Genomic DNA, 23446 nt, shown 5'->3' with positions numbered 1-23446 from the left:
CCGGGTAAGCATCGCGCCACCCGGCAAAAAATCAGAACTCGGTCTTACTGAAACCGGTCATCTCTTTCAGACCCATTTCACGACCCAGCTCGGTCATCGGATGGACAACCACCAGGCCGCGCACGCTTTTCTTCAGCTTGCCCATATCGGCCTGCTCTTTCTTGGTGATCGCACGGCGGAACGGCAGCTTAGTGAGCTTTTGCGCCTCTTTGCTCAGCTTCTGGCTGTGCACGCTGCGCAGACGTTCGATCTCAGTTTCCAGCGTCGCTTTCTCTTTTTCTAGTTCGGCGTACTTCTCTGCGGCATCAACCAGAGAGAGGCTGGCCTGCTGGTGGCGGATCAGATCCAGACGATCGCTCAGACGTTTAATTTCACTCTTTTCGACTTCTTTCATAACAAATGGCTCTAAAAACAGGGGGAATTACCACAAAGGATACACGAATGTGCGCAGGCTTACTTCTGAAACGCTTTTTTTAAGCTGATTCGGGAAATCAGCTCGGTCAGGGAGAGTACCATGGTGGAGCGAACAATCTGCTGATAACGCTGTTTCTGCATGGCGTAAAGCTCAGGATCGCTGGTATCAAAATGCGGCGCCGGGGGCAGGGCGGTAACGCAATGCAGCTCGCCCAGCGGACCGAGGATCTCGTCGTCGGTAAACGAATAGTCGTTGCCGTCGTGATTGAGCTCCTCGCGCAACGCCATCAGCAGTTCCGCATCTTCATACTCGTGACGGCTGATGACGCCCAGGCCATAGATCAGTTTCAGACGTACAGATAAATCGCCCAAGGGGCCGTCACCGTCGAGCAACGGTTCAACTGCGTATTTCACTGCGTAGTCGTCTTTGCGAAACACCTGAAGCACCAGGATATTCACCGCCTCGGTTAATAACTCGACGGCGGATATCAGGAAACTTCGAACGGTTTTGCCAGCATTCAGACGCTCCAGCACACGGTTTTCAAAGGCCTGGGTTTGTTCCATTATTGCCTGCATATCTGACAATCTATCTTCCGGGCGCAGGATGACCTGCGCCAGTTCCTGCATCATTTGGTTGCGTTATAGTCGTTCACCGCCTCCACGACCACGTCGCTGTTGGCATCCAGACCGGATACCTGCGCCAGCGCGGCCTGTGGACCTTTCTCAGCAATTAACTGCGCCAGCTCCTGCGCCTGCGGATCTTCTTCGCTGCGGTAGTGCATCGCGGCGGCAATGCCTTTGACCAGGTTGGCGTGCGGCAGACCATATTCCAGGGTGCCGAGCAGCGGCTTAATCAGGCGATCGCCCGCACTCAGTTTGCGCAGCGGCTGACGGCCAACGCGCTCAACGTCATCTTTCAGATACGGGTTTTCAAAACGACCGAGGATTTTCTGAATGTATGCCGCGTGCTTATCGGCATCAAAACCGTAGCGTTTAATCAATACCGCGCCGCTCTCATCCATTGCACCTTTTACCACGGCGCGGACCTTCTCATCGAGAATGGCGTCACGAATGGTCTGATGACCGGCTAATTTACCGAGGTAGGCGGTTATAGCATGCCCGGTGTTCAGCGTGAAGAGCTTACGTTCGACAAATGCCATCAGGTTATCAGTTAATTCCATGCCAGCAATGTCAGGCAGTGGGCCTTTAAACTGGGTTTTGTCGACAATCCATTCGCTGAAGGTCTCGACGGTCACTTCCAGCGGATCGTGCGTGGCAGAGGCGGACGGTGGCACAATACGGTCTACGGCGGAATCAACAAAGCCAACGTGCTCTTCAACCCAGGCTTTATCTTCATCGGCTACCGCGGCCATCACGTGGCCTTTCAGCTGGCTGGTTCCACGCACCATGTTTTCACAGGCGATGATATTCAGCGGGGCGTCGTTACCCTGGGCCTTACGTTTGGCCAGACCTTTCGCCACCGCTGGCGCGATGCGCTCCAGCACCACCGGACCGACGGCGGTCGTCACCAGGTCAACCCCGGCAATCAGATCGATAACGTCGTCGCCAATGCTGCTGACCGCGTTGACGCCGGTCACGGTTTCAACCTGCTCGTTTTCGCCAACCACATGCACCTGATAGCTATGACGTGCATTCAGGGCATCAAGTACCGTCTGGTTGACATCGGCGAATGTCAGCGTAATGCCCGCGTCTGCCAGCAGTTTACCGATAAAGCCACGACCGATGTTACCTGCGCCAAAATGTAATGCTTTCATAGTATTAACCTTCATCAATGTTTTTACCCGAGAGGGCTGGGGTGAGGAACCACGCGAATTTCCCCTCACCCTAGCCCTCTCCCCAACGGGGAGAGGGAGGTTTGCTTAACTTACTTGTTCAGCAGCGCCAGAACTTCTTCTACGCTGGTGGTGTTAGCCAGACGTTCGATAACACTCTCATCGTCCAGGGCATTGGTCAGGCTGGTAATCACCTGAATGTGCTCGTTGTTACGGGCCGCGATACCAATTACCAGACGGGCGATGTCATCTTCTTCTTCACCGAAGCGCACGCCTGCCGGGTACTGACAGAACACCACGCCGGTTTTCAGAACGCGATCTTTCGCTTCAACCGTACCGTGCGGTACCGCAATGGATTCGCCCAGGTAGGTCGGGGTCAGTTTTTCACGTTCCAGCATCGCTTCAACATATTCTGGCTGAACGTAGCCGCCTTTCACCAGCTGCTCACCGGCAAAGCGAATCGCTTCTTCTTTATTGCTCGCGGTACGGCCAAGGAAGATGTTCTCTGCACCCAGACGGAACAGGTGGCTGTTGCTCTCGTCAAAGCTGTCCTGCAGGCTGGTACGCACTTTCACTTCGTTTTCTTCGTGACGCTGTGCCGCCACCAGGCGTTCGGTCAGGCTGGTATACAGGCCGCTGTCGAGGAAGTTGGTCAGCGAAATGTGCTGCGCCTGCGGTACCTGGCGCATCGCACGCTCGGTCAGGTCGCGGTGGGTGATGACCAGGTCAACATCCGGCGGCAGGCTGTTAATGGCGCTGTTGGTAACGGAGATCTGAGACAGACCGGCATCCGCCACTTTCTTACGCAGTACGCCTGCACCCATGGCGCTGGAGCCCATACCGGCGTCGCAGGCAACGATGATTTTACGAACATGGCTCAGGTCGTTAGAGACATCGCCCGCAGCCAGCGGCGTTGCGCCTTTAGACTGGGCTTTCATGTCCTGCATACGACGGGTTGCCGCTTCGATATCGTCTTCTTCTTTCACTTTGCTGGTTTTCAGCAGGATAGATGCCACGATGAAGGAGACTGCCATAGCTGCAAAGATTGCCGCGAGGTTAGCGAAGTAAGCACCTTTCGGGGTCATCGCCAGTACTGCCAGGATAGAACCCGGAGAAGCCGGAGAAACCAGACCGCCACCCAGCACGCTCAGGGTGAACACACCGGTCATACCGCCGAGGATAACGGCGAGGATCAGACGTGGGTTCATCAGCACGTACGGGAAGTAAATTTCGTGGATACCACCCAGGAAGTGGATGATTGCCGCACCGCCCGCAGACTGTTTCGCACTGCCGCGACCGAAGAAGATGTACGCCAGCAGGATGCCCATACCTGGACCCGGGTTCGCTTCAATCAGGAAGAAGATAGACTTGCCGAGATCGTGAGACTGCTGAATACCCAGCGGTGAGAAGATACCGTGGTTGATGGCGTTGTTAAGGAACAGAATTTTCGCCGGTTCAACAAAGATGGACGCCAGCGGCAGCATGTCGTGGGCAACCATGAAGTTAACGCCCGCCGCCAGCAGTTTGGAAAGTACTTCAACTGCAGGGCCAATGCCGAGGAACGCCAGAATCGCCAGGATCATACCGATGATGCCGGCAGAGAAGTTGTTCACCAGCATTTCGAAGCCGGATTTGATCTTGCCATCAACCCAGACGTCAAATTTCTTAATTGCCCAGCCGCCCAGTGGACCGGCAATCATTGCGCCGAGGAACATCGGCATATCCGCACCGACAATAACACCCATGGTGGTGATAGCACCGACCACGCCGCCACGGTCACCGCCAACCAGACGACCACCGGTATAACCGATGAGCAGCGGCAGTAGATAGGTGATCATTGGGCCTACAAGTTTTGCCAGCGTTTCGTTAGGCAACCACCCTGTCGGAATAAATAACGCGGTGATGATACCCCACGCGATAAACGCGCCGATATTTGGCATCACCATGTTGCTGAGGAAACGACCAAAGCTTTGAACTTTGATCTTGAAATCGGATGACATAAAACACCCCTTCTTTTTGTTTACGCAGGCCTTCGGCCCGAGGTTTGTTGTGAATGCGGTGGCAGAGGTAGCCTGCACTGTTCTGATGTCGTGAAATCTGGCACTTAATTGTTTCACTGTCCAGATGGGCAAAATTTATGTGATCTTAATCACGTAAATGTGGGGGGTGTGGTGAGGAATGGCGTGATGAATATCACAAAATTGATGTGTAAAAAAAATACAATGGACGTGAAGGCGACAATATAACCCCTTAAATGTGAAGTAAATCACATTTAGAAGTCGCGAGTTTGTTTCTGGAGTGTGATCAAAACCACAAAAAATTTTTATGCGGATTTCTCTGGATGTGATCGCAGACAACTTCTGCTTTGGCGAACAGCGCCAGGATGTAAGTCAACAACACTTATCGCCAAAATTAAATATCTGTGATGTGGTGTGGCAAAAAGTTATAAGCTAAAGTAATCCATATTGTAAATTTAAGTCTATTATTATTCAGGATATATTTTGTCACGCTTATAAACTTGCATGGAGATATAACGAAAAACCATACTCCCCGGCTCTGAAATATTAATATCACGATCGTGTACTTACCAGTGAATTAATATGCTTGCTTACCATTTAATTACTTAAATGAGTTGTTGATTTATTTAGCGAGGCAAATATGTTTCTCAACTATTTTGCGCTGGGTGTGTTGATTTTTGTTTTCCTGGTTCTTTTCTATGGAATCATCGCTATCCATGACATTCCTTATAATATGGCCAAAAAGCGCAACCATCCTCATGCCGATGCGATCCATACGGCGGGATGGATAAGCCTGTTTACGCTCCATGCCATCTGGCCATTTCTGTGGATTTGGGCCACGCTCTACCAGCCAGAGCGCGGCTGGGGAATGCAGAACCACATTCAGCCCCCGGACCGTAGCCCCGACGTAGATGCGCTGGCGAAGCGCGTAGCCGAGCTGGAACAAAAACTGGCCGCCGTGCCGCCCGTTGCTGACAAGAATACGCCGGAGCGATAATCATGGATCTGTTGATCATATTGACCTATGTCGCGTTTGCATGGGCCATCTTTAAAATATTCCGTATCCCGGTAAACCAGTGGACGCTGGCGACCGCAACGTTAGGCGGCGTATTTATCGTGGCCGGCCTTATTTTATTAATGAACTATAACCACCCCTATACGTTTACGGCGCAGAAAGCGGTTATCTCAATTCCGATTACGCCGCAGGTTACAGGGGTAGTAACCGAAGTGACCGATAAAAATAACCAGCTCATTAAAAAGGGCGAAGTGTTATTTAAAATCGACCCGGGCAGGTATAAAGCGCGCGTCGATCGGCTCCAGGCCGACCTGGTGACGGCGACACACAATATTGATGTTCTGAAAGCCCAGCTTACGGAAGCACAATCGAATACCACCCGCGTCTCCGCCGAGCGTGACCGTCTGTTCAAAGACTATCAGCGTTATGTGAAAGGCAGCCGGGCGAAGGTGAATCCGTTCTCTGAAAGCGACATCGATAACGCGCGGCAAAACTACCTGGCGCAGGACGCCATGGTGAAGGCGTCGGTGGCGGAACAGGTGCAGATCCAGAGCCAGTTAGAAAGCATGTCTAACGGCGAACAGTCGCAAATCGCCTCTCTGCGCGCCCAGCTGGCCGAAGCCACCTACAACCTGGACCAGACCATCATCCGGGCGCCGAGCAACGGCTACATCACCCAGGTGCTGATTCGTCCGGGGACCTATGCGGCTTCACTGCCGCTGCGTCCGGTGATGGTGTTCATTCCTGAGCAGAAACGGCAGATTGTGGCGCAGTTCCGCCAGAACTCGTTGCTGCGTCTGAAACCGGGCGATGAAGCTGAAGTGGTATTCAACGCCCTGCCGGGCCAGGTGTTCTCTGGCAAGCTCACCAGCATTCTGCCGGTGGTGCCGGGCGGTTCTTACCAGGCGCAGGGCTCGCTGCAGTCCCTGACGGTAGTGCCGGGTACCGACGGCGTGCTGGGCACCATTGAACTGGAGCCGAACGCCGACGTGGACGCTCTGCCTGACGGTATCTATGCCCAGGTGGCGGTTTACTCCGATCACTTCTCGCATGTTTCCGTGATGCGTAAGGTCCTGTTGCGTATGACCAGCTGGATGCACTACCTCTATCTCGACCATTAATCCCCTGAAAGGCAGGCATGCGCGATGCATCGCCTGCCTTTTTTCTTTGCCTGAGCCATACTTATGCTTTTGTTGGCGGATAAGGAGCAGGCAATGAAACTCATCGGCAGTTATACCAGTCCCTTTGTACGTAAAATCTCCATTCTCCTGCTGGAGAAAGGCATCACTTTTGAATTTGTTAATGAACAGCCCTATCAGGCTGAAAGCGGTGTCGCGCAGTACAATCCCCTGGGCAAAGTCCCGGCGCTGGTAACCGATGACGGTGAACACTGGTTCGATTCCCCCATCATTGCCAGCTATATCGAACTGCTGGATATCGCCCCGGCGATGATCCCCCGTGAACCGAAAGCGGCGCTGGCTATCCGGCAAATCGAGGCGCTGGCGGATGGGATCATGGATGCGGCGTTAGCCTCCGTGCGTGAACAGGCCCGCCCGGCGGCGCAGCAATCCGAGACCGAGCTGCTGCGTCAGCGCGAGAAAATCGCTCGCAGTCTCGATCATTGTGAGCAGCTGATCCGCGACGGGAAAATTGCCACCGACAGCGTCAATCTGGCGACCATCGCCATCGCCTGCGCCATCGGCTACCTCAATTTCCGCCGGGTTTCACCGGGCTGGTGCGTCGATCGTCCGCTGCTGGTTAAGCTGGCGGAAACCCTCTTCCAGCGTGAAAGTTTCGCCCGTACCGAACCGCCAAAGGCTTGATGTCGTCGATAACACTTCCTTGCCGGACGCGGTACAATCGCTCCTGACATTGACTCCCTCTCCCGTCGGGAGGGGGGAAAATACCTAACTGTCAGGCATATTCATGACTACTCAGCACGCTCTCTACAGCCAACTCCCCGCGACCGATCGTCTGCTTCGCGATGCCCGTCTTACTGCCATTATTGCCCGGTTTGGTCACAGCCGAACGGTGGAGACCTTGCGTCTGTTACAGGACGAAGCCCGCGCCGGGATCCGCGCCGACAACCGCCTGCCAGCGTGGTGCGACGACTGGGCCCAGGAGACCGAAAAGCGGCTGGCGCAGGATGACGCCACGGGCCTGCGCCCGGTCATCAACCTGACGGGCACCGTGCTGCATACCAATCTGGGGCGCGCGCTGCTGGCAGAGGAGGCGGTTGCCGCGGTCACCCAGGCGATGCAGGTGCCAGTGACCCTGGAGTACGATCTCGACGGTGCCGGACGCGGCCACCGCGACCGCGCGCTGGCGGCGCTGCTGTGCCAGCTCACCGGGGCGGAAGATGCCTGCATTGTGAATAACAACGCTGCGGCGGTGCTGCTGATGCTGGCCGCGACGGCAAGCGGCAAAGAGGTGGTGGTCTCCCGCGGTGAGCTGGTGGAGATTGGCGGCGCGTTTCGCATCCCGGATGTGATGACCCAGGCCGGGTGCCAGCTTCGCGAGGTGGGCACCACCAACCGTACCCACGACCGGGATTACGCCGCAGCCATCAATGAAAACACCGCTCTGTTGATGAAGGTGCATACCAGTAACTACCACATCGAAGGCTTTACTCATGCCGTCGACGAAGCCGAGCTGGTGCGCATCGGGCAGGAGAAAGAGGTGCCGGTGGTCGTCGATCTGGGCAGCGGTTCGCTGGTGGATCTCAGCCGCTATGGCCTGCCGAAAGAGCCGATGCCCCAGGCGCTGATTGCCGCCGGTGTCAGCCTGGTGAGCTTCTCGGGGGATAAGCTGTTAGGCGGTCCGCAGGCGGGGATTATTGTCGGTAAGCGCGAGCTGATTGCCAGATTGCAACAGCATCCACTGAAACGCGCCCTGCGGGCGGATAAAATGACCCTCGCCGCGCTGGAGGCGACCTTGCGCCTCTATCTTCATCCGGAGACGCTGGCCGAACGGCTGCCGACGCTGCGCCTGTTGAGCCGCGATGCCGCCTCCATTCACCGTCAGGGGGAGCGGCTGCTGACAGACATTGCTGCACACTACCCTGACTTCGAGGTGCGGGTGGAAGATTGCCTGTCGCAGCCGGGCAGCGGGTCGCTGCCGGTGGATCGTCTGCCCGGCGCGGCACTGACCTTTACCCCGCGTGACGGGCGCGGCGGCCAGCTGGACGCGCTGGCATTGCGCTGGCGCTCGCTGCCCGTGCCGGTGCTCGGACGGATCAAGGACGGGCGCCTGTGGCTGGATTTACGTTGCCTGGAAGATGAAGCACTGTTTCTGGAGATGTTGTTGAAATGATTATTGCCACTGCCGGTCATGTTGACCATGGCAAAACGACGTTGTTGCAGGCGATCACCGGCGTCAACGCCGACCGACTGCCGGAAGAGAAAAAGCGCGGTATGACCATCGATCTGGGTTATGCCTACTGGCCGCAGCCGGATGGCCGGGTGCTGGGGTTTATTGACGTGCCGGGGCACGAAAAGTTTTTATCCAACATGCTGGCGGGGGTGGGCGGTATCGATCACGCCCTGCTGGTGGTGGCCTGTGATGACGGGGTGATGGCGCAGACGCGCGAGCATCTGCAGATCCTCAGTCTGACCGGCAACCCGCAGCTGACGGTGGCGCTGACCAAAGCCGATCGCGTCGATGAGGAGCGGGTGGAGGCGGTGCGCGAGGAGGTGCTGGCGACCCTGCGCGATTATGGCTTCGCGGATGCCACGCTGTTTGTCACCGTCGCCACCGAAGGGCGGGGAATCGATGCCCTGCGCGATCATCTGCAACAGCTCCCTGAGCGCGCCCATGCTGACCATCACCGTTTTCGGCTGGCTATCGACCGCGCCTTTACCGTGAAAGGGGCGGGGCTGGTGGTGACCGGCACGGCGCTGTCTGGCGAGGTGCGCGTGGGTGACAGCCTGTGGCTGACCGGAGTCAACAAGCCGGTACGTATTCGCGGGTTGCACGCGCAGAATCAGCCTGTCGAACAGGCGCACGCCGGACAGCGTATTGCCCTGAATCTGGTGGGTGATACGGAAAAAGCTGAGCTGAACCGCGGCGACTGGCTGCTGGCCGAAGCGCCGCCGGAGCCGGCCACGCGGGTGATTGTCTCCCTGCAGAGCGATGTACCGCTCGCGCAGTGGCAGCCGCTGCATATTCACCATGCCGCCAGCCACGTGACGGGACGTGTCTCGCTGCTGGAGGGGGCGCTGGCGGAGCTGGTCTTTGACACCCCTCTGTGGCTGGCCGGCAACGATCGGCTGGTGCTGCGCGATATTTCTGCCCGCGTCACCCTGGCCGGGGCGCGGGTCGTGACGCTTAATCCCCCGCGTCGCGGAAAGCGTAAGCCGGAGTACCTGAACTGGCTGGCGACGCTTGAGACGGCGACGGATGACCGCAGCGCCCTGCTGGCGCACCTGGAGCGTGGGGCGGTGAATCTGGATGACTTTGGCTGGGCACGCCAGCTCAGCGGAGAAGGACTGCGTCAGCTGACGCAGCAGCCGACGTTCATCCAGGCCGGAAACAGTCTGTTAAACACCCCGGTTGCCGCACGCTGGCAGCGTAAAATTCTCGATGTGCTGGCAATCTATCATCAGCAGCATCAGGATGAACCTGGCCCCGGGCGCGAGCGCCTGCGTCGCATGGCGCTGCCGATGGAGGATGAAGCCCTGGTGCTGCTGCTGATCGAGCGGATGCGCGAGAGCGGGGAGCTACACAGCTACCACGGCTGGCTGCATCTGCCGGATCATAAAGCGGGCTTTACCCCGGAGCAGCAGGCCGTCTGGCAAAAAGCGCAGGCGCTGTTCCGCGACGACCCCTGGTGGGTACGCGACCTGGCGCGTGAAACCGCCACTGACGAACAGACCATGCGTCAGGTGCTGAAGCATGCGGCGCAGCAGGGGCTGATCACCGCGATCGTCAAAGACCGTTACTATCGCCACGATCGCATCGTCACCTTTGCGAATCTGATCCGGGCGCTGGATAGCGAGCGCGGCTCCACCTGCGCGGCGGATTTCCGCGATCGGCTGAACGTCGGGCGTAAACTGGCGATCCAGATCCTGGAGTATTTCAACCGCATTGGCTTTACCCGCCGCCGCGGTAACGATCATCTCCTGCGTGACGCACAGCTCTTTACCGGCGAGTCGCCGCAGCCTTAAGCCTCGCTTCTGGCAAGTTTCTGTTTTGCCAGCCATACGGCTCCCAGCCTGCCCGCCTGGTTACCCAACTGACAGGGCAGGATGGGCACCTGCAGCGCCTCCCACTCTTCAAAGGTCTGCAGGTGTCTGTCGAGCAGCTTATAAATTTTCTCCTGCTCGCTGATGCCGCCGCCAATCAGCACCACCTGCGGATCAAACATGGAGATGACGCTGTAGACTCCGCGGGCCAGAAACAGGGCCCACTCTTCGACGGCTTCGCGCAGATGCAGGTCGTTCTCCATACGCTCGAACAGCTCTTCGCCTTTCGGCATCTCCTCTTCGGAGACGGCCAGCGCCCGGCGGCAGGTCTCCATCAGCCCTTTGGCCGAGGCGACGATATGCATCCCTTCGCCGTTCTTGCCGACCGGGATCACCCCGAATTCCCCGGCGCGGTGGTGCGAGCCGCGCCAGAGATCGCCCTCCACCACAATGCCGCCGCCGATCCCGGTACCGAGCGTAATGCAGACAAAGTTTTCATATTCACGCCCCGCGCCGCGCCAGCGTTCGCCCAGCGCAGCGCAGTTGGCGTCATTCTCGGCGATAACCGGCAGGTCCGTCAGCTCTGAGAAAAGCGCATACAGGTTGACGTTGTCCAGATAGTCGAGCGCGCCCGCCTTTGCGGCTTCGCCGGTATGGGTATTGATGTGGCCAGGAAAACTCACGCCGATAGCCGCGATCTCGTGTTCGTTCTGGTAAGCCTCGACCACCTCGCGCCACTGTTGCTTAAAGCTCTCTTCATCCTCTGGGGTATCAAACTGATCGGTGGCGATTTCGTTGCCGTTCTCGTCGATCACGCCATGTTTAATGTGGGTTCCGCCCACGTCAAAGCCGATAAAAAGCCGCATTTATCCTTACCTCCGCCCGGGTTGTGCGCTTTAAGTATGGCTCAGCGCCGAAAACCAAACGTAAAGTAAGGTAATGCGTGAAGGGGCTCGCAAAGCAGGCGACGACTGGCGATGTTTTCACCGCCGCGGTCTACCTTTGAAAGACACTACACACAAGGAGACAGTCATGACGAATAACCCTCCATCAGCACGTATCCTGCCTGGCGAATATGGTTTTCCTCTCAAACTTAAAGCCCGTTATGACAACTTTATCGGCGGCGACTGGGTTCCTCCGGCCGACGGCGACTATTATCAGAACCTCACCCCGGTGACCGGCCAGCCGCTGTGCGAGATCGCCAGCTCCGGGAAACGCGATATCGACCTGGCGCTGGATGCCGCCCATAAAGCGAAAGAGAAGTGGGCGCACACCTCGGTACAGGATCGCGCGGCGATCCTGTTCAAAATCGCCGATCGTATGGAGCAGAATCTGGAGCTTTTAGCCACGGCGGAAACCTGGGACAACGGTAAACCGATCCGCGAAACCATGGCCGCCGACGTGCCGCTGGCTATCGACCATTTCCGCTACTTCGCCTCCTGTATTCGTGCGCAGGAAGGGGGGATCAGCGAGGTGGACAAAGATACCGTGGCCTATCACTTCCATGAGCCGCTGGGTGTGGTCGGACAGATCATTCCGTGGAACTTCCCGCTGTTGATGGCCGCCTGGAAAATGGCGCCCGCGCTGGCGGCAGGCAACTGTGTGGTACTGAAACCGGCGCGCTTAACCCCGCTGTCGATCCTGCTGCTGATGGAAGTGGTGGGCGACCTGCTCCCGCCGGGTGTCGTGAATGTGGTCAACGGTGCGGGCGGGGAGATTGGTGAATATCTGGCGACCTCCAAACGGATCGCCAAGGTGGCCTTTACCGGCTCCACCGAAGTGGGCCAGCAGATCATGCAGTACGCCACCCAGAACATCATCCCGGTCACGCTGGAGCTGGGCGGAAAATCCCCGAACATCTTCTTCGCCGATGTGATGGATGAAGAGGATGCCTTCTTTGACAAGGCGCTGGAAGGGTTTGCGCTTTTTGCCTTCAACCAGGGTGAAGTCTGTACCTGTCCAAGCCGGGCGTTGGTGCAGGAGTCCATTTACGAACGCTTTATGGAGCGCGCCATCCGCCGCGTGGAGTCGATCCGCAGCGGTAACCCGCTGGACAACGGTACCCAGATGGGGGCCCAGGTTTCCCACGGGCAGCTGGAGACGATCCTCAACTACATTGATATCGGTAAGAAAGAGGGGGCGGATATCTTAACCGGCGGGCGGCGCAAGATGCTGGACGGGGAGCTGAAAGAGGGTTACTACCTTGAGCCGACCATCCTGTCCGGTAAAAACAACATGCGCGTCTTCCAGGAGGAGATCTTTGGCCCGGTGCTGGCGGTGACTACCTTCAAAACCATGGAGGAGGCGCTGGAGCTGGCCAACGATACCCAGTATGGCCTGGGCGCAGGCGTCTGGAGCCGCAACGGCAATCTGGCCTATCAGATGGGCCGCGGGATCCAGGCCGGACGCGTATGGACCAACTGCTATCACGCTTACCCGGCCCATGCCGCGTTTGGCGGATATAAACAGTCAGGTATTGGCCGCGAAACGCACAAGATGATGCTGGAACATTACCAGCAGACCAAGTGTCTGCTGGTGAGCTACTCCGACAAGCCGCTCGGGCTGTTCTGACCCTTCAGCGCAGGTCGCCGCTGGGTGGCCTGCGCTATCTGCTTACGCAGGGTATTCAGCACGCCGTCGAGTACATACTGCACCCGCCACGGTTGATAGTCACGTTTACGGAAGATAGCCACCAGATCCAGCCACCACTCCTCCTGATGCGCGAAGCAGGGCACCAGAACACCCTGTTCGATCTCTTTCTGCAGGCTCTGTTTGGGCGCAAAAACGATCCCCAGATGATTGCGCGCCAGCTCCAGCGCCGTCTGGGTGTTGTCGCAAATATAGTTCCCGGTGACTTTATAGTCATGTATCTGATTGCTGTGATTCGCGCGGAAACGCCAGATGTTGGCATCGTCGATAACCATTGAATCAATAAGAATGCAGGAGTGGTTAATTAAATCCTCAGGATAACTAATAGGATGCTTTTTAATATATTCCGGGGTGGCGAAAGCGGTAACCGAATATTTGGTTAAGGTCGTGGCGACCAGACTTTCATCTTTGGGTTGGGCATAGGTAATTAAAATATCACAATCGTCGGGGAACACGACGCCTTCGAGAAACTCGCTGCCATTCAGGTTATAGGTTTTCAGGCTAATGCGAATATCGCCAATATTGTCGATCTCATGAATCACATGGCGGGCCAGCCAGGTAATGATACCCGTTGGCCCGTAAATAGTCACTTTACCGCGTTTTTCATGCTTATAATCTGCAATAAAATTAACCAGTTGTTCGTTCTTTTCCAGCGAAGCGTTGATAAAGGGCAGCAGCGACTGGCCAAACTGGGTCAGCGCCAGGTGACGGGTGGTGCGCTCGAAAATCTTCAGCCCGACGCGAGTTTCGAAATCCGAGAGATATTTACTGACGTTGGCCTGGGCCATACCCAACAACGCGGCAGCATCTCCAATGCTGTGAGTGGCGGCAATGACGGAAATAATTTTTAATTCGCGCGGTTTGATTTGCAGCTTGTGCATTGCCTGATGCTCATCTATATGAATTTATATATAATATTATACAAATATCAAAATTGCATTGCGATTTTTGTAACCATTATTATGCGCCGGGTCGCAGGAAATTTAATGGATTACAAACAATGACGTTTAAAAAGAGTTTACTCATCGCCACGGTTTTATTTGAGGCTGCTCCCGCAATGGCGGATGAATTTTCAGTTGGCGCGGGCGCCGTTTTTAATGAGTCACCGTATAAAGGTTATAACGAGAATGTTTTCGCTGTTCCATTAATGCACTACGAAGGGGAACATTTTTACGTGCGTCAGGCTACCAGCGGCTGGATTGTCTGGAAAGATGCCAAAAACGAACTCAGCCTGACCGCCTCCTGGATGCCGCTGCACTTTGATCCGGACGATAACGACGACTCTGCGATGAAGCAGCTGGACGAGCGCAAAGCCTCCGCGATGCTGGGCGGCGCCTATTATCACCATGAAAGCTGGGGTAGCCTGAAGTTGGCGATTGCCGCCGATGCGATGGATGAGAGCGGCGGCGTGATGGGCGAAATCTCTTATTTCCGCCCGTTCCGCATGGCGCGCCTGACCCTGACGCCATCGGTGGGGGTCTTTTACTACGATGAAAGCTTCAACGATTACTACTACGGCGTCTCGCAGAAAGAGTCCCGTCGCAGCGGTTTAAAGCAGTACAACGCAGGCGAAACCGTGACCCCTTATGTGGGTGTGGCAGCTAAATACCCGCTGACACAGAATCTCTCTCTGAATGCCAGCGCCGTCTATACCGTGCTGCCTGACGATGTGAAAAACAGCCCGATGATCGACCGTGACGACAGCTTCGCGCTGATGACCGGTCTCTCCTGGACGTTTTAAGGTAGTAAAAATCAGCCCTCTGAGATGAGGGCTGATTCTGTTTTCCGGCTTTAGCGTGCGGCGTTCGCCTCATCCACCCAGATCCGCATCTCCCCTTCGCCCCGGTTAGCCCAGCTAAACCACGGAATAAAGGTCAGCGTCTGCGCCTGTTGCGTGGCGGGGGCACGATCGTACTGCCACAGCGGTTGGTGTTCAGCGTCCGCGGCGTGGCGGACATACCCTTGCGTCTGGATCAGCATCTTATGGGCAAAAATCCCTTTGCCTTCAACGAGTCTGAATTCGCTGTCGGCTGGCAGGGTAAGGTTGTGCAGCCCCGCGCCGTTATCCGCCTCTTCAAGACAGTAGACCAGTGGTCCGCGCTGCAAAGCCACTTTTCCGGCCTGCTGGCGCACCTGCGGATTACCGTAAACCCGGCGGACCGGCATCGGCAGGGTTAACACCAGCTTATCGCCTTCCTGCCAGCGGCGGGTCAGGTAGATATAGCCCTGACGCATCTCACCCGTGATGGGTTTGCCATTCAGCGTGAGCTGTGGATTGTCGCACCAGTCCGGCGCACGTAAGGCCAGGGTATAGTCGACGTCCACCGAGGAGGCGATTTCGATGACGACCTGCTCCTGCCACGGGTAGTTGCCGCTGATCCGCAGCTGCAACTCCTGCTCACCCACCGGGAAAGCCATGCTGTTGCCGATGTAGAGGTTGATAAACAGGGCATCGTCGCGAACGGTATAGATGTAGTGACCAATCGAGGCCAGAACGCGGGCGATGTTTGGCGGGCAGCAGGCGCAGCCGAACCAGCGCTGGCGAACCGGCTTCACGTGATCGTAGACATGGTTAAATTTCAGCGTCTTCGGATGCACTTCCAGCGGGTTGACGTAGAAGAAGTGTTTCCCGTCCAGCGCCATGCCGCCAAGCACGGTGTTGTACAGCGCCCGCTCCATAACGTCGGCGTACTGGCTGTTGGCTTCCATTTCCAGCATGCGACGGGCAAACATCATCAGGCCGATGGAGGCGCAGCTTTCAGCATAGACGGTGTCGTTCGGCAGATCGTAATCGCTGCTGAAGGCTTCGCCGCTGCTCTGGGAACCAATCCCGCCGGTGATATAGAGCTGGCGCTGGGCCATGTTATTCCACAGGCGCAGGCAGTCCTGGCGTTTACTCTCATCCTGATTTAAACGGGCCAGGTGCGCGACGCCGGTCATCAGATAGACGAAACGCACCGCATGACCAATCGCCGTTTGCTGTTCCGCCAGCGGCTGATGCGCCTGGCTGTAGGCTTTATCCTGTACCATCCACGCCGGGCCGTAGGTGTTCCAGTACGAGGTTTTGCCCCGCTTTTCATATTCGATGTCGTAGAAGTGCGGCTGGGTGCCACGCGCTTCAACGAAATATTTCGCCAGCGCCAGGTAGCGCGGCTCCTGGGTGACATCAAACAGGCGCATCAGCGCCAGCTCGATCTCCGGGTGGCCGGGATAGCCGTGTAGCTGCTGCTCGCCCGGACCAAAAACGCTGTCGATATGGTCGGCCAGCTTACAGACCACCTCCAGCAGACGGCGTTTGCCGGTGCCCTGGAACCAGGCTACGCCCGCTTCAATCATATGCCCGGCGCAGTAAAGCTCGTGGCACTCCGCCAGGTTTGTCCAGCGCTCCTCCGGCGCTTTTACCGTGAACCAGGTATTGAGATAGCCATCGTCGCACTGAGCGGCGGCTACCAGTTCAATCACCTCATCGGCGGTTTTTTCCAGCTCCGCGTCGGGTTTCTGGCATAGCGACCAGGCGACCGCCTCCAGCCATTTCGCCACGTCGCTGTCCTGAAAGACCATCCCGTAGAATTCACCATTTTGCTGACCCGCCGCGATGCGAAAGTTGCTGATGGCATGGCTCGGTTCCGCCTCCTCAATGCGATCGTTCAGGGCATCCCACTGGTAGGGGATGACCACATCGCGCACCAGCTGTTGATACTGACCCAGAAACGGGTCGCTGATTTTCAGTTTATGCAGGTCGGGTTCCATTATGGACATCATGTTCTCCTCAGGCGTGAGCGTGACGCTGGCGCAGGTCGGTGGCAATGCGCGTCATCATCGGGTTATTGAGTCGGCACTTGCGGATCGCCAGCGCCAGCAGCAGATGGAAAAGAGCGGGCAGCAGGGTCTCCATGGCGGTAATGCCCTGTAATGAGGCGGGCGTCTGGTTGCCTGCGCCCGGCTGGTAGGCGACGAAAATAAACACCAGGCTGATGATCCCGGCGCTGGAAGCCCAGGCCAGCTTGATGAAAAAGAGGTTAAAGGCGAAGTTCATGCCGGAGGAGCGTACGCGGGTTTTCCACTCGCCGTAGTCGTCAGCAAAGGCCATCAGTGCGAAGTGCAGCGGCAGGGTAAAGCCGAGGATCACGCCGTTCGCCAGAATGACCACCAGCCACAGAGTCTGGTAAGCCGGGCCGCCGGGCAGGAACCACATCCCCACCGCCAGGGCTGCCAGCACCAGGTTGGTGTAGTAGTAGAGTTTGACGGTGTCGCTGCGACGTGACAGCAGGTTAACGATCACCGCGCCCAGAATAGAGGCAAAGGTCACCATCGTGAAGAAGAGCGAGGTGTAGGCGGTGCTCCCTTCCAGCACGTAAGTGATGAAATACATGTAGCCGCCGCCACGAATGTTGAAGACGTTAATCAGCAGGAAAGACATCACTAGCATCAGCAGCAGCTGGTCGTTGTTACGCAGACCGGCGAGGTGCTCCTTAAGGGTAAATTTTCCCATCATCGCCAGCGGTACGCGCTCGCGAACCCAGAAGAAGCAGCACAGGAACATCACCACCGCAATGGCGCACAGCACACCCACGCCGAACTGATATCCCTGCGCCACGTTGCCCTGGCCGAGAAGTTCAACCAGCCACGGCAGGCCAACGGAGACCAGAAAACCGGCCACGCCGCACAGCACAAAACGCCATGACTGGCAGGAGAGCACTTCGCTGTGGCGGGTGGTCATGGTGTTGATCAGCGCGCAATAGGGCACATTGATGGCGGTATAGCCCACCGAGAGCAGCAGATAGGTGCCGAAGGCCCAGGCGATTTTGACTCCCATGCCCGCGTCCGGCACGGTGAAGGTCAGCACGCCGATAATGCCAATCGGCAGGGCGACCCACAGCTGCCAGGGGCGAAAGCGTCCCCAGCGGCTCTGGGTACGGTCGGCGATGATCCCCATCACCGGGTCGGATATCGCGTCGAAGATGCGCAGGGCGATAAACAGCGTGCCGACCAGCGCCGGGGTTAAACCAAAGACATCGGTATAGAAAAAAGTGAGAAAGTTCATGATCAAACAGGTGATCACCGTGCCGCCAGCATCACCCAGGCCGTAGCCTATTTTTTCTCGCACCGTCAGGCGATCGTGGATGGCCTGCTGGGCGATCTCTGTCTGTGTAATCGGGGTAGAAGTCATGAGGTAACTCCTCGGGTTATTGAATTTTTTATGTTGTTTTGCAGAGTACCTGACTAATTTTGCACTGTTCCCTGGGGGCAACAAGGGAAGGGAAAAGTATAAAAAGGTGAGGATTCCGACCTTGTGCGTAAAATGTGATTTTGATCGGGACGAATGGCAAATAGCTGTTAATAATCAGGGATAAAGAGAGAACATTGGCTCATAAATAGCGAGAAATTGAATAACCATGCTCGAATTATCCATAGCGCTTCCGATCAGGGTGCAGAATGGCGGCTATTTTATCTCCCGGGGCGTCGGGCGACATCCGGCGCGCAGGCTCGACTCCTGGGAGGTCATCTTTGTGGAAAAGGGGACATTAACGATCCAGGAGGATACGACGCTGTTTGAGGTCCATGCTGGAGAAAGTCTGCTCCTGTGGCCCCACCGCCGACACAAGGGGATTGAAGATTTTCCTGCCGATTTACGCTTTTACTGGCTGCATTTTGAAGTTCACGAGCAGGCCGCGCCGTCATCCCTGAGCACGCTGCTGTCGGTGCAGCAGCACGGCAAAACCGGCGATCCGCAGGCGATGATTGCCCTGTTCCGGCAATTTCTGACCGAACAGGAGAAGCTCCAGCGCAGCCCGGCGCTGGAATTTATTCTGCTGCTGATCCTGCAACAGCTCTCAGTCATGCCCGGGCAGGAGCTCGCCCCGGACGAAGCGGGCGTCAGCCTGGCGTGGAAGGCGCGGCAGCTGATCAGCACGCAGTTTCACCGGCCGCTCTCCACGTCGCAGCTTGCCCGGGAGCTGCACTGCAACGCCGATTATCTGGGGCGGGTGTTTCGTCGGGTCTTTCATCTGACGCTCACCGAGGCTATCCACCGTCAGCGCGTCAGGGCCGCGGAGAAGTTACTGCTTAATGATGCCGTGTCGCTCAAGGAGGTGGCGGTGCGCTGCGGGTTTAACGACACCGGATATTTCCGGCAAATTTTTCGTAAGCATACCGGGTTAACGCCCGGCGTCTGGAAGCGCCGCTACTGCAAGGAGCACATCAATTCCGCCTGAGCGCTGTGGCAAATGGCCAGTATTCGCGGCAGGACGCACAAAAGTGACTTTTTGCCCCGTCTGATCAAAGCGCGTGCCCTGAACACTCTGGCAACCTGACTTTTTCAACAAGGATGGAGCAGGCGATGAACCCGTTTATTGTTGCGGACCCGGCGAAATGTATTGGCTGTCGCACCTGCGAAGTGGCCTGCGTGGTATCGCACCAGGAGAACCAGAATTGTGCCGCTGTGACGGCAAAGACCTTTACCTCCCGCATCCGGGTGGTGAAAGGCGGGACGTTCACTACGGCGGTCACCTGCCACCAGTGTGAAGATGCCCCCTGCGCCAACGTCTGCCCGACGCAGGCGATCCAGCGTGAGCAGGGGGTCTGGCGGGTGGAGCAACACCGCTGTATCGGCTGTAAAAGCTGCATGATTGCCTGCCCGTTCGGGGCGATGCAGGTTACGGGAGAAGCAGAAGCGGTGCAGGCACTGAAGTGCGACCGTTGTGCGCACCGCGAAGGCGGACCCGCCTGCGTGGAGGCCTGTCCAACCCGCGCGTTAAGTTGCGTCGATCCTGCCAGATTACGTGCCGAACGGCTGCGTTATCTGGCATAAATCATTACTGACCGTTTTCCCGCCAGGCGAGGTCGATCTCCTCGGCGAGGATCTTCACGCCCGCTTCGATTTTTTCTGGGTCCGGGACATAGTTCATGCGCATGCACTGGTGGGTGTGCGGCCACGGCTTGTCCAGCCCCGGGAAGAAATAATCCCCCGGCACCATCAATACACCGCGCTTTTTCAGACGCTGATAGAGCAGTTCGGTGGTGATCGGCAGATCCTTAAACCACAGCCAGAGGAAAATTGCCCCTTCGGGTTTGTGGATCAGACAGCGCTCTTCCGGGAGATAGCGGCGGATAGTCGCAATGGTCTCCTGGACGCGCTGATAGTAGAAGGGCTTAATCACCTCGTTGGACAGGCGCAGCAGATCGTTGCGCTTAATCATCTCGCACATCATTGCCGGGCCGATCCCGCCAGGGGAGAGGCTGATGATGCCGTTCATGTTGGTAATGGCGGTGATAATTTTCTCATTGGCGATGATAATCCCGCAGCGGCTGCCCGGCAGACCCAGCTTGGAGAGGCTCATGCACAGCACAATGTTCGGGTTCCACAGCGGACGCGCTTCGCTGAAGATAATGCCCGGGAAGGGGACCCCGTAGGCGTTATCGATCACCAGCGGAATATCATGCTGGTTCGCCAGCGCATCCAGCTTAATCAGCTCTTCATCGGTGATGACGTTGCCGGTCGGGTTGGTGGGGCGCGAGACGCAGATCATCCCGGTCTCTTCGCCAATATGCAGATGCTCAAAATCGACGTGATATTTGAACTGGCCTTCCGGCAGTAGCTCGATGTTCGGGCGCGCAGCGACGAAAAGATCGTCCTCAAGGCCGGAGTCGGCATAACCGATGTACTCCGGCGTCAGCGGGAAGAGCACTTTTTTGGTGGTGCCGTCGGCACGTCGTCCCGCGAAGAGGTTAAATAAGTAGAAAAACGCGCTCTGGCTGCCGTTTGTCAGAGCAATGTTCTGTGGATCAATCTCCCAGCCGAGGGTGTCGCGCAGCATCTTAGCCAGGGCAGCAAGCAGCTCGGTTTTGCCCTGTGGGCCGTCGTAATTGCACAGCGCATCTCTGGCTTTGCCATTTTCCAGCATGTCCGCGAGGAGCGTCTGAAAATAGGCGTTCATCTCAGGGATTTGTGCCGGGTTACCGCCGCCGAGCATGATGGCGCCCGGTGTGCGCAGCCCGTCGTTGAGATCCTCCATCAGGCGGGTAATGCCTGAATGGCGGGTGAATTTGTCGCCGAAAAGTGAAAAAGTCATAGCAGGTGATCTGTCGAGCGTGTTCTAAGTGTGGCTCACCATAACGCTACAACTGCGCAGGTGCAAATCAGCGTCGAAACGAAGATGTGTGACTTTATGTTGTTAGTTTGCTATCAGGTAGCAATTTATCCTGCACCCCTCTCCCGTAGGAGAGGGATTTTGCCCCAGCCGATCAGCGATTACCCGCCCACACCACCATCACCTTGTCGCCCTGATGCTCGCGGACAAAGCCGTAGCCCTGAGGCATCGTCAGCGTGGTTTGTCTGCCTTCACCGATCGCCGGATGGCGGGCGCGGAACTGACCGAGCCGCTGCCAGTGGGCGACGTTTGCAGCCTGCGAGCCGTTGATATCCTGCCAGTTCATGTCCGAGCGCGTGCCCTGTAAGGGATCGGAGCCCGTCGGGCCGAACGGTCTTGCAGATTCATCGCCATAAAAGATCTGTACGCTGCCCGGCGCCAGCAACAGCAGCTCTGCCGCACGCTGGTCACCCTCGCGGAACAGACGGGTATCGTGAGAGGAGAGATAGCTCAGGACGTTAAAGCTCTGCAGCTTTTCCGCCATCTGCTGCCAGGTCAGGTCAATGTCCGCCAGACAATCTACCGCTTTGGCCGCCTGCTCCTGGTAATCAAAATTGATCATCGCATCGAAGCCGTGACGGTAGTAATCGCTCTGCATTACCCCGTGCCCCCAGGATTCACCGGTCATCCAGAACGGGGCATCGTCGAGTTTTTTCTCCGGGTTGGCCGCTTTCCATGCTTTAAGGGCATCGCTGGCCTGGTCTTTCAGCTGCTGCCAGCCCGCCAGCTCAACATGCTTGGCGGTATCAACGCGGAAACCGTCGATGCCGTATTCACGCACCCACTGACTCAACCAGTGGGTGAGGTAATCCCGGGGCGTGTAACCGTCAATGGCCTTCGCCCGGGTGTCGGGCTTGTGGCGATAGAAATTCGGTAAGCCTGATGGGGTGGTCGATTCCGTCTTCAGGTCCGGCAGGAAGGCCAGCGACATGGTCAGATCGTCGAAGCCGGGGTTGTCATAATCGCCGATATCGGTGCGTACCCACTTCTTGCCCCACCAGTTTTCCCAGCCCGCTTTATCGCTGAAGTTGATGTAGTCATTAAAGCTGTGCCAGCTCTGGCCGGCCCCCGGTTTCCAGTCAGTCCAGCGTTCGCCCAGGGTTTTCTTCAGCTCTTCGCCCTGCAGATAGAGCGATCCGAACTGGTACGCCTGCATGTCCGCCAGCGTCGCGTAACCGGTGTGGTTCATCACCACGTCAAACAGGATGCGGATCCCCCGGCGGTGAGCTTCATCTACCAGCTGACGTAAATCATCCTCCGTACCCATGTTGGCATCGAGCCGGGTCCAGTCCTGGGTGTAATAGCCGTGATAGGCGTAATGGGGGAAATCGCCTTTCGTTCCGCCCCCGACCCAGCCGTGGATCTGCTCCAGCGGGGAGCTGATCCACAGGGCGTTAACGCCAAGCTGTTGCAGATAATCCAGTTTGCTGGTGAGTCCTTTCAGGTCGCCGCCGTGGAAGGTGCCGATCTCCTGCATGCCATCTTTATGGCGCCCGTAGCTGTTGTCATTGCCCGGATCGCCATTCTCAAACCGGTCGGTGAGAACAAAATAGACGGTGGCGTTTTGCCAACTGAACGGGGCGGGCTTGTCCGTTTCTGCCCGCTCAAGTAACAGCAGGCCGTTGCTCCCCGGTGCGGGTTGCAGGGTAATTTTACCCTGCTGCACCGTCGCGGTCTGTTTGCTGTAAAAATCACGCACCACGCTCCCTTCCGGGAAGGTATTGCTGACATCGAGCGTCAACGGTTTGCCGTCCCATTTGGGACACTGGCGCACTACCGATGCCACCGCCTGTTCGTTGGCGCTGGCAACGGTCAACATCAGCGTTGGCGTGCCGGAGCGGGTATCAATTCGTGCCTGATAATCCCCATCGCGGAAGATGCGCCACTGCGCCGGATCGCCTTCGCACGGCTTCAGTGACATCATCTCGTTGAGTTTTATGGCGTTGGTGGGTTGCCAGCACGCCTTGTCAAAACTCAACGTCAGCGGGCGGGTACCCTTCGTCAGCTTTGCCTGTGCCGTGAAGACGCCCGTTCCTTCAGCGGTAAAGGCTGGAAAGCCGGGGGCGGACCAGTCGGCGCTGGCCAGTGCAGGCAAGAACAGAAGAGCGAGAGCAGAACATTTCATACCATTTTCCTGTCACAGCATTTTGCTCAGTTTGCCATCTATTCTAGTGGGCAAACTCATCCCCTGGCGCTATCGCGCAGGGAGGAGCAACGAGGGTGA

At 57.1% G+C, this 23446-nt stretch carries 19 protein-coding genes; 9 read left to right on the top strand and 10 right to left on the bottom strand.

The annotated features are described in order from the left end of the window. Nucleotides 1-31: 31 nt before the first annotated feature. The 4 genes from ACT3IC_RS08840 to ACT3IC_RS08825 form a co-directional block, all read right to left on the bottom strand. Nucleotides 32-394 (bottom strand): YibL family ribosome-associated protein, encoded by a 363-nt coding sequence (locus ACT3IC_RS08840; protein WP_103177745.1) that lies wholly within the window; start codon nucleotides 392-394, stop codon nucleotides 32-34. Nucleotides 395-453: 59 nt separating this feature from the next. Continuing rightward, on the bottom strand, nucleotides 454-1044 hold the full coding sequence (mtlR, locus tag ACT3IC_RS08835; protein ID WP_103177746.1) for a mannitol operon repressor MtlR: 591 nt from the start codon (nucleotides 1042-1044) through the stop codon (nucleotides 454-456). After that, nucleotides 1041-2189, bottom strand: a complete 1149-nt coding sequence (mtlD, locus tag ACT3IC_RS08830) for a mannitol-1-phosphate 5-dehydrogenase (RefSeq protein WP_103177747.1) — start codon at nucleotides 2187-2189, stop codon at nucleotides 1041-1043. Before mtlD ends, mtlR begins: the two co-directional genes overlap by 4 nt. 110 nt (nucleotides 2190-2299) lie before the next feature. Beyond that, on the bottom strand, nucleotides 2300-4207 hold the full coding sequence (locus ACT3IC_RS08825) for a PTS mannitol transporter subunit IICBA (RefSeq protein WP_103177748.1): 1908 nt from the start codon (nucleotides 4205-4207) through the stop codon (nucleotides 2300-2302). Between the two features lie 658 nt (nucleotides 4208-4865). Between ACT3IC_RS08825 and ACT3IC_RS08820 the strand changes: the two genes are divergently transcribed. From ACT3IC_RS08820 to selB, 5 genes are all read left to right on the top strand, one after another. Further along, entirely contained in the window at nucleotides 4866-5222 is a 357-nt protein-coding gene (locus ACT3IC_RS08820; RefSeq protein WP_103177749.1) for a DUF3302 domain-containing protein, read from the top strand. Nucleotides 5223-5224: 2 nt separating this feature from the next. After that, complete coding sequence (locus ACT3IC_RS08815; protein ID WP_156653696.1) at nucleotides 5225-6361, top strand: HlyD family secretion protein; 1137 nt, start codon at nucleotides 5225-5227, stop codon at nucleotides 6359-6361. A 93-nt stretch (nucleotides 6362-6454) separates the two neighbouring features. Next, a complete protein-coding gene (locus tag ACT3IC_RS08810) occupies nucleotides 6455-7063 on the top strand; it encodes a glutathione S-transferase (protein WP_159340404.1) in 609 nt (202 codons plus the stop codon). A 103-nt stretch (nucleotides 7064-7166) separates the two neighbouring features. Beyond that, complete coding sequence (gene selA / locus ACT3IC_RS08805; RefSeq protein ID WP_159340403.1) at nucleotides 7167-8552, top strand: L-seryl-tRNA(Sec) selenium transferase; 1386 nt, start codon at nucleotides 7167-7169, stop codon at nucleotides 8550-8552. After that, nucleotides 8549-10405 (top strand): selenocysteine-specific translation elongation factor, encoded by a 1857-nt coding sequence (gene selB / locus ACT3IC_RS08800; RefSeq protein ID WP_159340402.1) that lies wholly within the window; start codon nucleotides 8549-8551, stop codon nucleotides 10403-10405. The genes selA and selB overlap by 4 nt, the downstream gene beginning before the upstream one ends. Here the strand turns inward: selB and ACT3IC_RS08795 are convergent. Beyond that, nucleotides 10402-11289, bottom strand: a complete 888-nt coding sequence (locus tag ACT3IC_RS08795) for an ROK family protein (RefSeq protein WP_159340401.1) — start codon at nucleotides 11287-11289, stop codon at nucleotides 10402-10404. The genes selB and ACT3IC_RS08795 overlap by 4 nt on opposite strands. Nucleotides 11290-11455: 166 nt before the next feature. Here ACT3IC_RS08795 and aldB point away from each other — a divergent pair, with 166 nt between their 5' ends. Then, nucleotides 11456-12994 carry an aldehyde dehydrogenase AldB gene (gene aldB, locus ACT3IC_RS08790; RefSeq protein WP_103177755.1) on the top strand — a complete coding sequence of 513 codons (1539 nt, stop codon included), beginning with the start codon at nucleotides 11456-11458 and terminating at the stop codon, nucleotides 12992-12994. Here the strand turns inward: aldB and ACT3IC_RS08785 are convergent. Continuing rightward, entirely contained in the window at nucleotides 12964-13953 is a 990-nt protein-coding gene (locus tag ACT3IC_RS08785; RefSeq protein WP_103177756.1) for a LysR family transcriptional regulator, read from the bottom strand. The two genes, aldB and ACT3IC_RS08785, sit on opposite strands and share 31 nt — an antisense overlap. A gap of 119 nt (nucleotides 13954-14072) precedes the next feature. Between ACT3IC_RS08785 and ACT3IC_RS08780 the strand changes: the two genes are divergently transcribed. Continuing rightward, a complete protein-coding gene (locus tag ACT3IC_RS08780; protein WP_473477167.1) occupies nucleotides 14073-14813 on the top strand; it encodes a MipA/OmpV family protein in 741 nt (246 codons plus the stop codon). Between the two features lie 50 nt (nucleotides 14814-14863). Here ACT3IC_RS08780 and ACT3IC_RS08775 read toward each other — a convergent pair whose 3' ends face one another. Together ACT3IC_RS08775 and ACT3IC_RS08770 are read right to left on the bottom strand one after the other, a co-directional pair. After that, complete coding sequence (locus ACT3IC_RS08775) at nucleotides 14864-16831, bottom strand: glycoside hydrolase family 127 protein (RefSeq protein ID WP_263951635.1); 1968 nt, start codon at nucleotides 16829-16831, stop codon at nucleotides 14864-14866. A 10-nt stretch (nucleotides 16832-16841) separates the two neighbouring features. Continuing rightward, nucleotides 16842-18242: an MFS transporter gene (locus ACT3IC_RS08770; RefSeq protein ID WP_473477164.1), complete on the bottom strand. Its 1401-nt coding sequence runs from the start codon at nucleotides 18240-18242 to the stop codon at nucleotides 16842-16844. A gap of 226 nt (nucleotides 18243-18468) precedes the next feature. On the opposite strand from ACT3IC_RS08770, the gene ACT3IC_RS08765 reads away from it, so the two are divergent. Further along, complete coding sequence (locus ACT3IC_RS08765; protein ID WP_103177760.1) at nucleotides 18469-19287, top strand: AraC family transcriptional regulator; 819 nt, start codon at nucleotides 18469-18471, stop codon at nucleotides 19285-19287. 125 nt (nucleotides 19288-19412) lie between these two features. Next, a complete protein-coding gene (locus tag ACT3IC_RS08760; protein WP_263950082.1) occupies nucleotides 19413-19883 on the top strand; it encodes a 4Fe-4S dicluster domain-containing protein in 471 nt (156 codons plus the stop codon). 4 nt (nucleotides 19884-19887) lie between these two features. On the opposite strand, the gene avtA is transcribed toward ACT3IC_RS08760, so the two are convergent. Together avtA and ACT3IC_RS08750 are read right to left on the bottom strand one after the other, a co-directional pair. Then, on the bottom strand, nucleotides 19888-21144 hold the full coding sequence (gene avtA / locus ACT3IC_RS08755; protein WP_263950081.1) for a valine--pyruvate transaminase: 1257 nt from the start codon (nucleotides 21142-21144) through the stop codon (nucleotides 19888-19890). Nucleotides 21145-21316: 172 nt separating this feature from the next. Beyond that, entirely contained in the window at nucleotides 21317-23347 is a 2031-nt protein-coding gene (locus tag ACT3IC_RS08750; RefSeq protein WP_473477161.1) for an alpha-amylase, read from the bottom strand. Nucleotides 23348-23446: the final 99 nt, after the last annotated feature.

The sequence above is a fragment of the Leclercia sp. GHBNCSD genome (genome assembly GCF_055805075.1).
Note: the sequence above shows the minus strand (reverse complement) of the source record. Positions and strands in the feature narration are given on the sequence as shown.

What these genes read in the sequence shown, in the direction of transcription:
- ACT3IC_RS08840 (WP_103177745.1), bottom strand. Translation starts at nt 394, where the DNA reads ATGAAAGAAGTCGAAAAGAGTGAAATTAAACGTCTGAGCGATCGTCTG.
- mtlR (WP_103177746.1), bottom strand. Translation starts at nt 1,044, where the DNA reads ATGATGCAGGAACTGGCGCAGGTCATCCTGCGCCCGGAAGATAGATTG.
- mtlD (WP_103177747.1), bottom strand. Translation starts at nt 2,189, where the DNA reads ATGAAAGCATTACATTTTGGCGCAGGTAACATCGGTCGTGGCTTTATC.
- ACT3IC_RS08825 (WP_103177748.1), bottom strand. Translation starts at nt 4,207, where the DNA reads ATGTCATCCGATTTCAAGATCAAAGTTCAAAGCTTTGGTCGTTTCCTC.
- ACT3IC_RS08820 (WP_103177749.1), top strand. Translation starts at nt 4,866, where the DNA reads ATGTTTCTCAACTATTTTGCGCTGGGTGTGTTGATTTTTGTTTTCCTG.
- ACT3IC_RS08815 (WP_156653696.1), top strand. Translation starts at nt 5,225, where the DNA reads ATGGATCTGTTGATCATATTGACCTATGTCGCGTTTGCATGGGCCATC.
- ACT3IC_RS08810 (WP_159340404.1), top strand. Translation starts at nt 6,455, where the DNA reads ATGAAACTCATCGGCAGTTATACCAGTCCCTTTGTACGTAAAATCTCC.
- selA (WP_159340403.1), top strand. Translation starts at nt 7,167, where the DNA reads ATGACTACTCAGCACGCTCTCTACAGCCAACTCCCCGCGACCGATCGT.
- selB (WP_159340402.1), top strand. Translation starts at nt 8,549, where the DNA reads ATGATTATTGCCACTGCCGGTCATGTTGACCATGGCAAAACGACGTTG.
- ACT3IC_RS08795 (WP_159340401.1), bottom strand. Translation starts at nt 11,289, where the DNA reads ATGCGGCTTTTTATCGGCTTTGACGTGGGCGGAACCCACATTAAACAT.
- aldB (WP_103177755.1), top strand. Translation starts at nt 11,456, where the DNA reads ATGACGAATAACCCTCCATCAGCACGTATCCTGCCTGGCGAATATGGT.
- ACT3IC_RS08785 (WP_103177756.1), bottom strand. Translation starts at nt 13,953, where the DNA reads ATGCACAAGCTGCAAATCAAACCGCGCGAATTAAAAATTATTTCCGTC.
- ACT3IC_RS08780 (WP_473477167.1), top strand. Translation starts at nt 14,073, where the DNA reads ATGACGTTTAAAAAGAGTTTACTCATCGCCACGGTTTTATTTGAGGCT.
- ACT3IC_RS08775 (WP_263951635.1), bottom strand. Translation starts at nt 16,831, where the DNA reads ATGTCCATAATGGAACCCGACCTGCATAAACTGAAAATCAGCGACCCG.
- ACT3IC_RS08770 (WP_473477164.1), bottom strand. Translation starts at nt 18,242, where the DNA reads ATGACTTCTACCCCGATTACACAGACAGAGATCGCCCAGCAGGCCATC.
- ACT3IC_RS08765 (WP_103177760.1), top strand. Translation starts at nt 18,469, where the DNA reads ATGCTCGAATTATCCATAGCGCTTCCGATCAGGGTGCAGAATGGCGGC.
- ACT3IC_RS08760 (WP_263950082.1), top strand. Translation starts at nt 19,413, where the DNA reads ATGAACCCGTTTATTGTTGCGGACCCGGCGAAATGTATTGGCTGTCGC.
- avtA (WP_263950081.1), bottom strand. Translation starts at nt 21,144, where the DNA reads ATGACTTTTTCACTTTTCGGCGACAAATTCACCCGCCATTCAGGCATT.
- ACT3IC_RS08750 (WP_473477161.1), bottom strand. Translation starts at nt 23,347, where the DNA reads ATGAAATGTTCTGCTCTCGCTCTTCTGTTCTTGCCTGCACTGGCCAGC.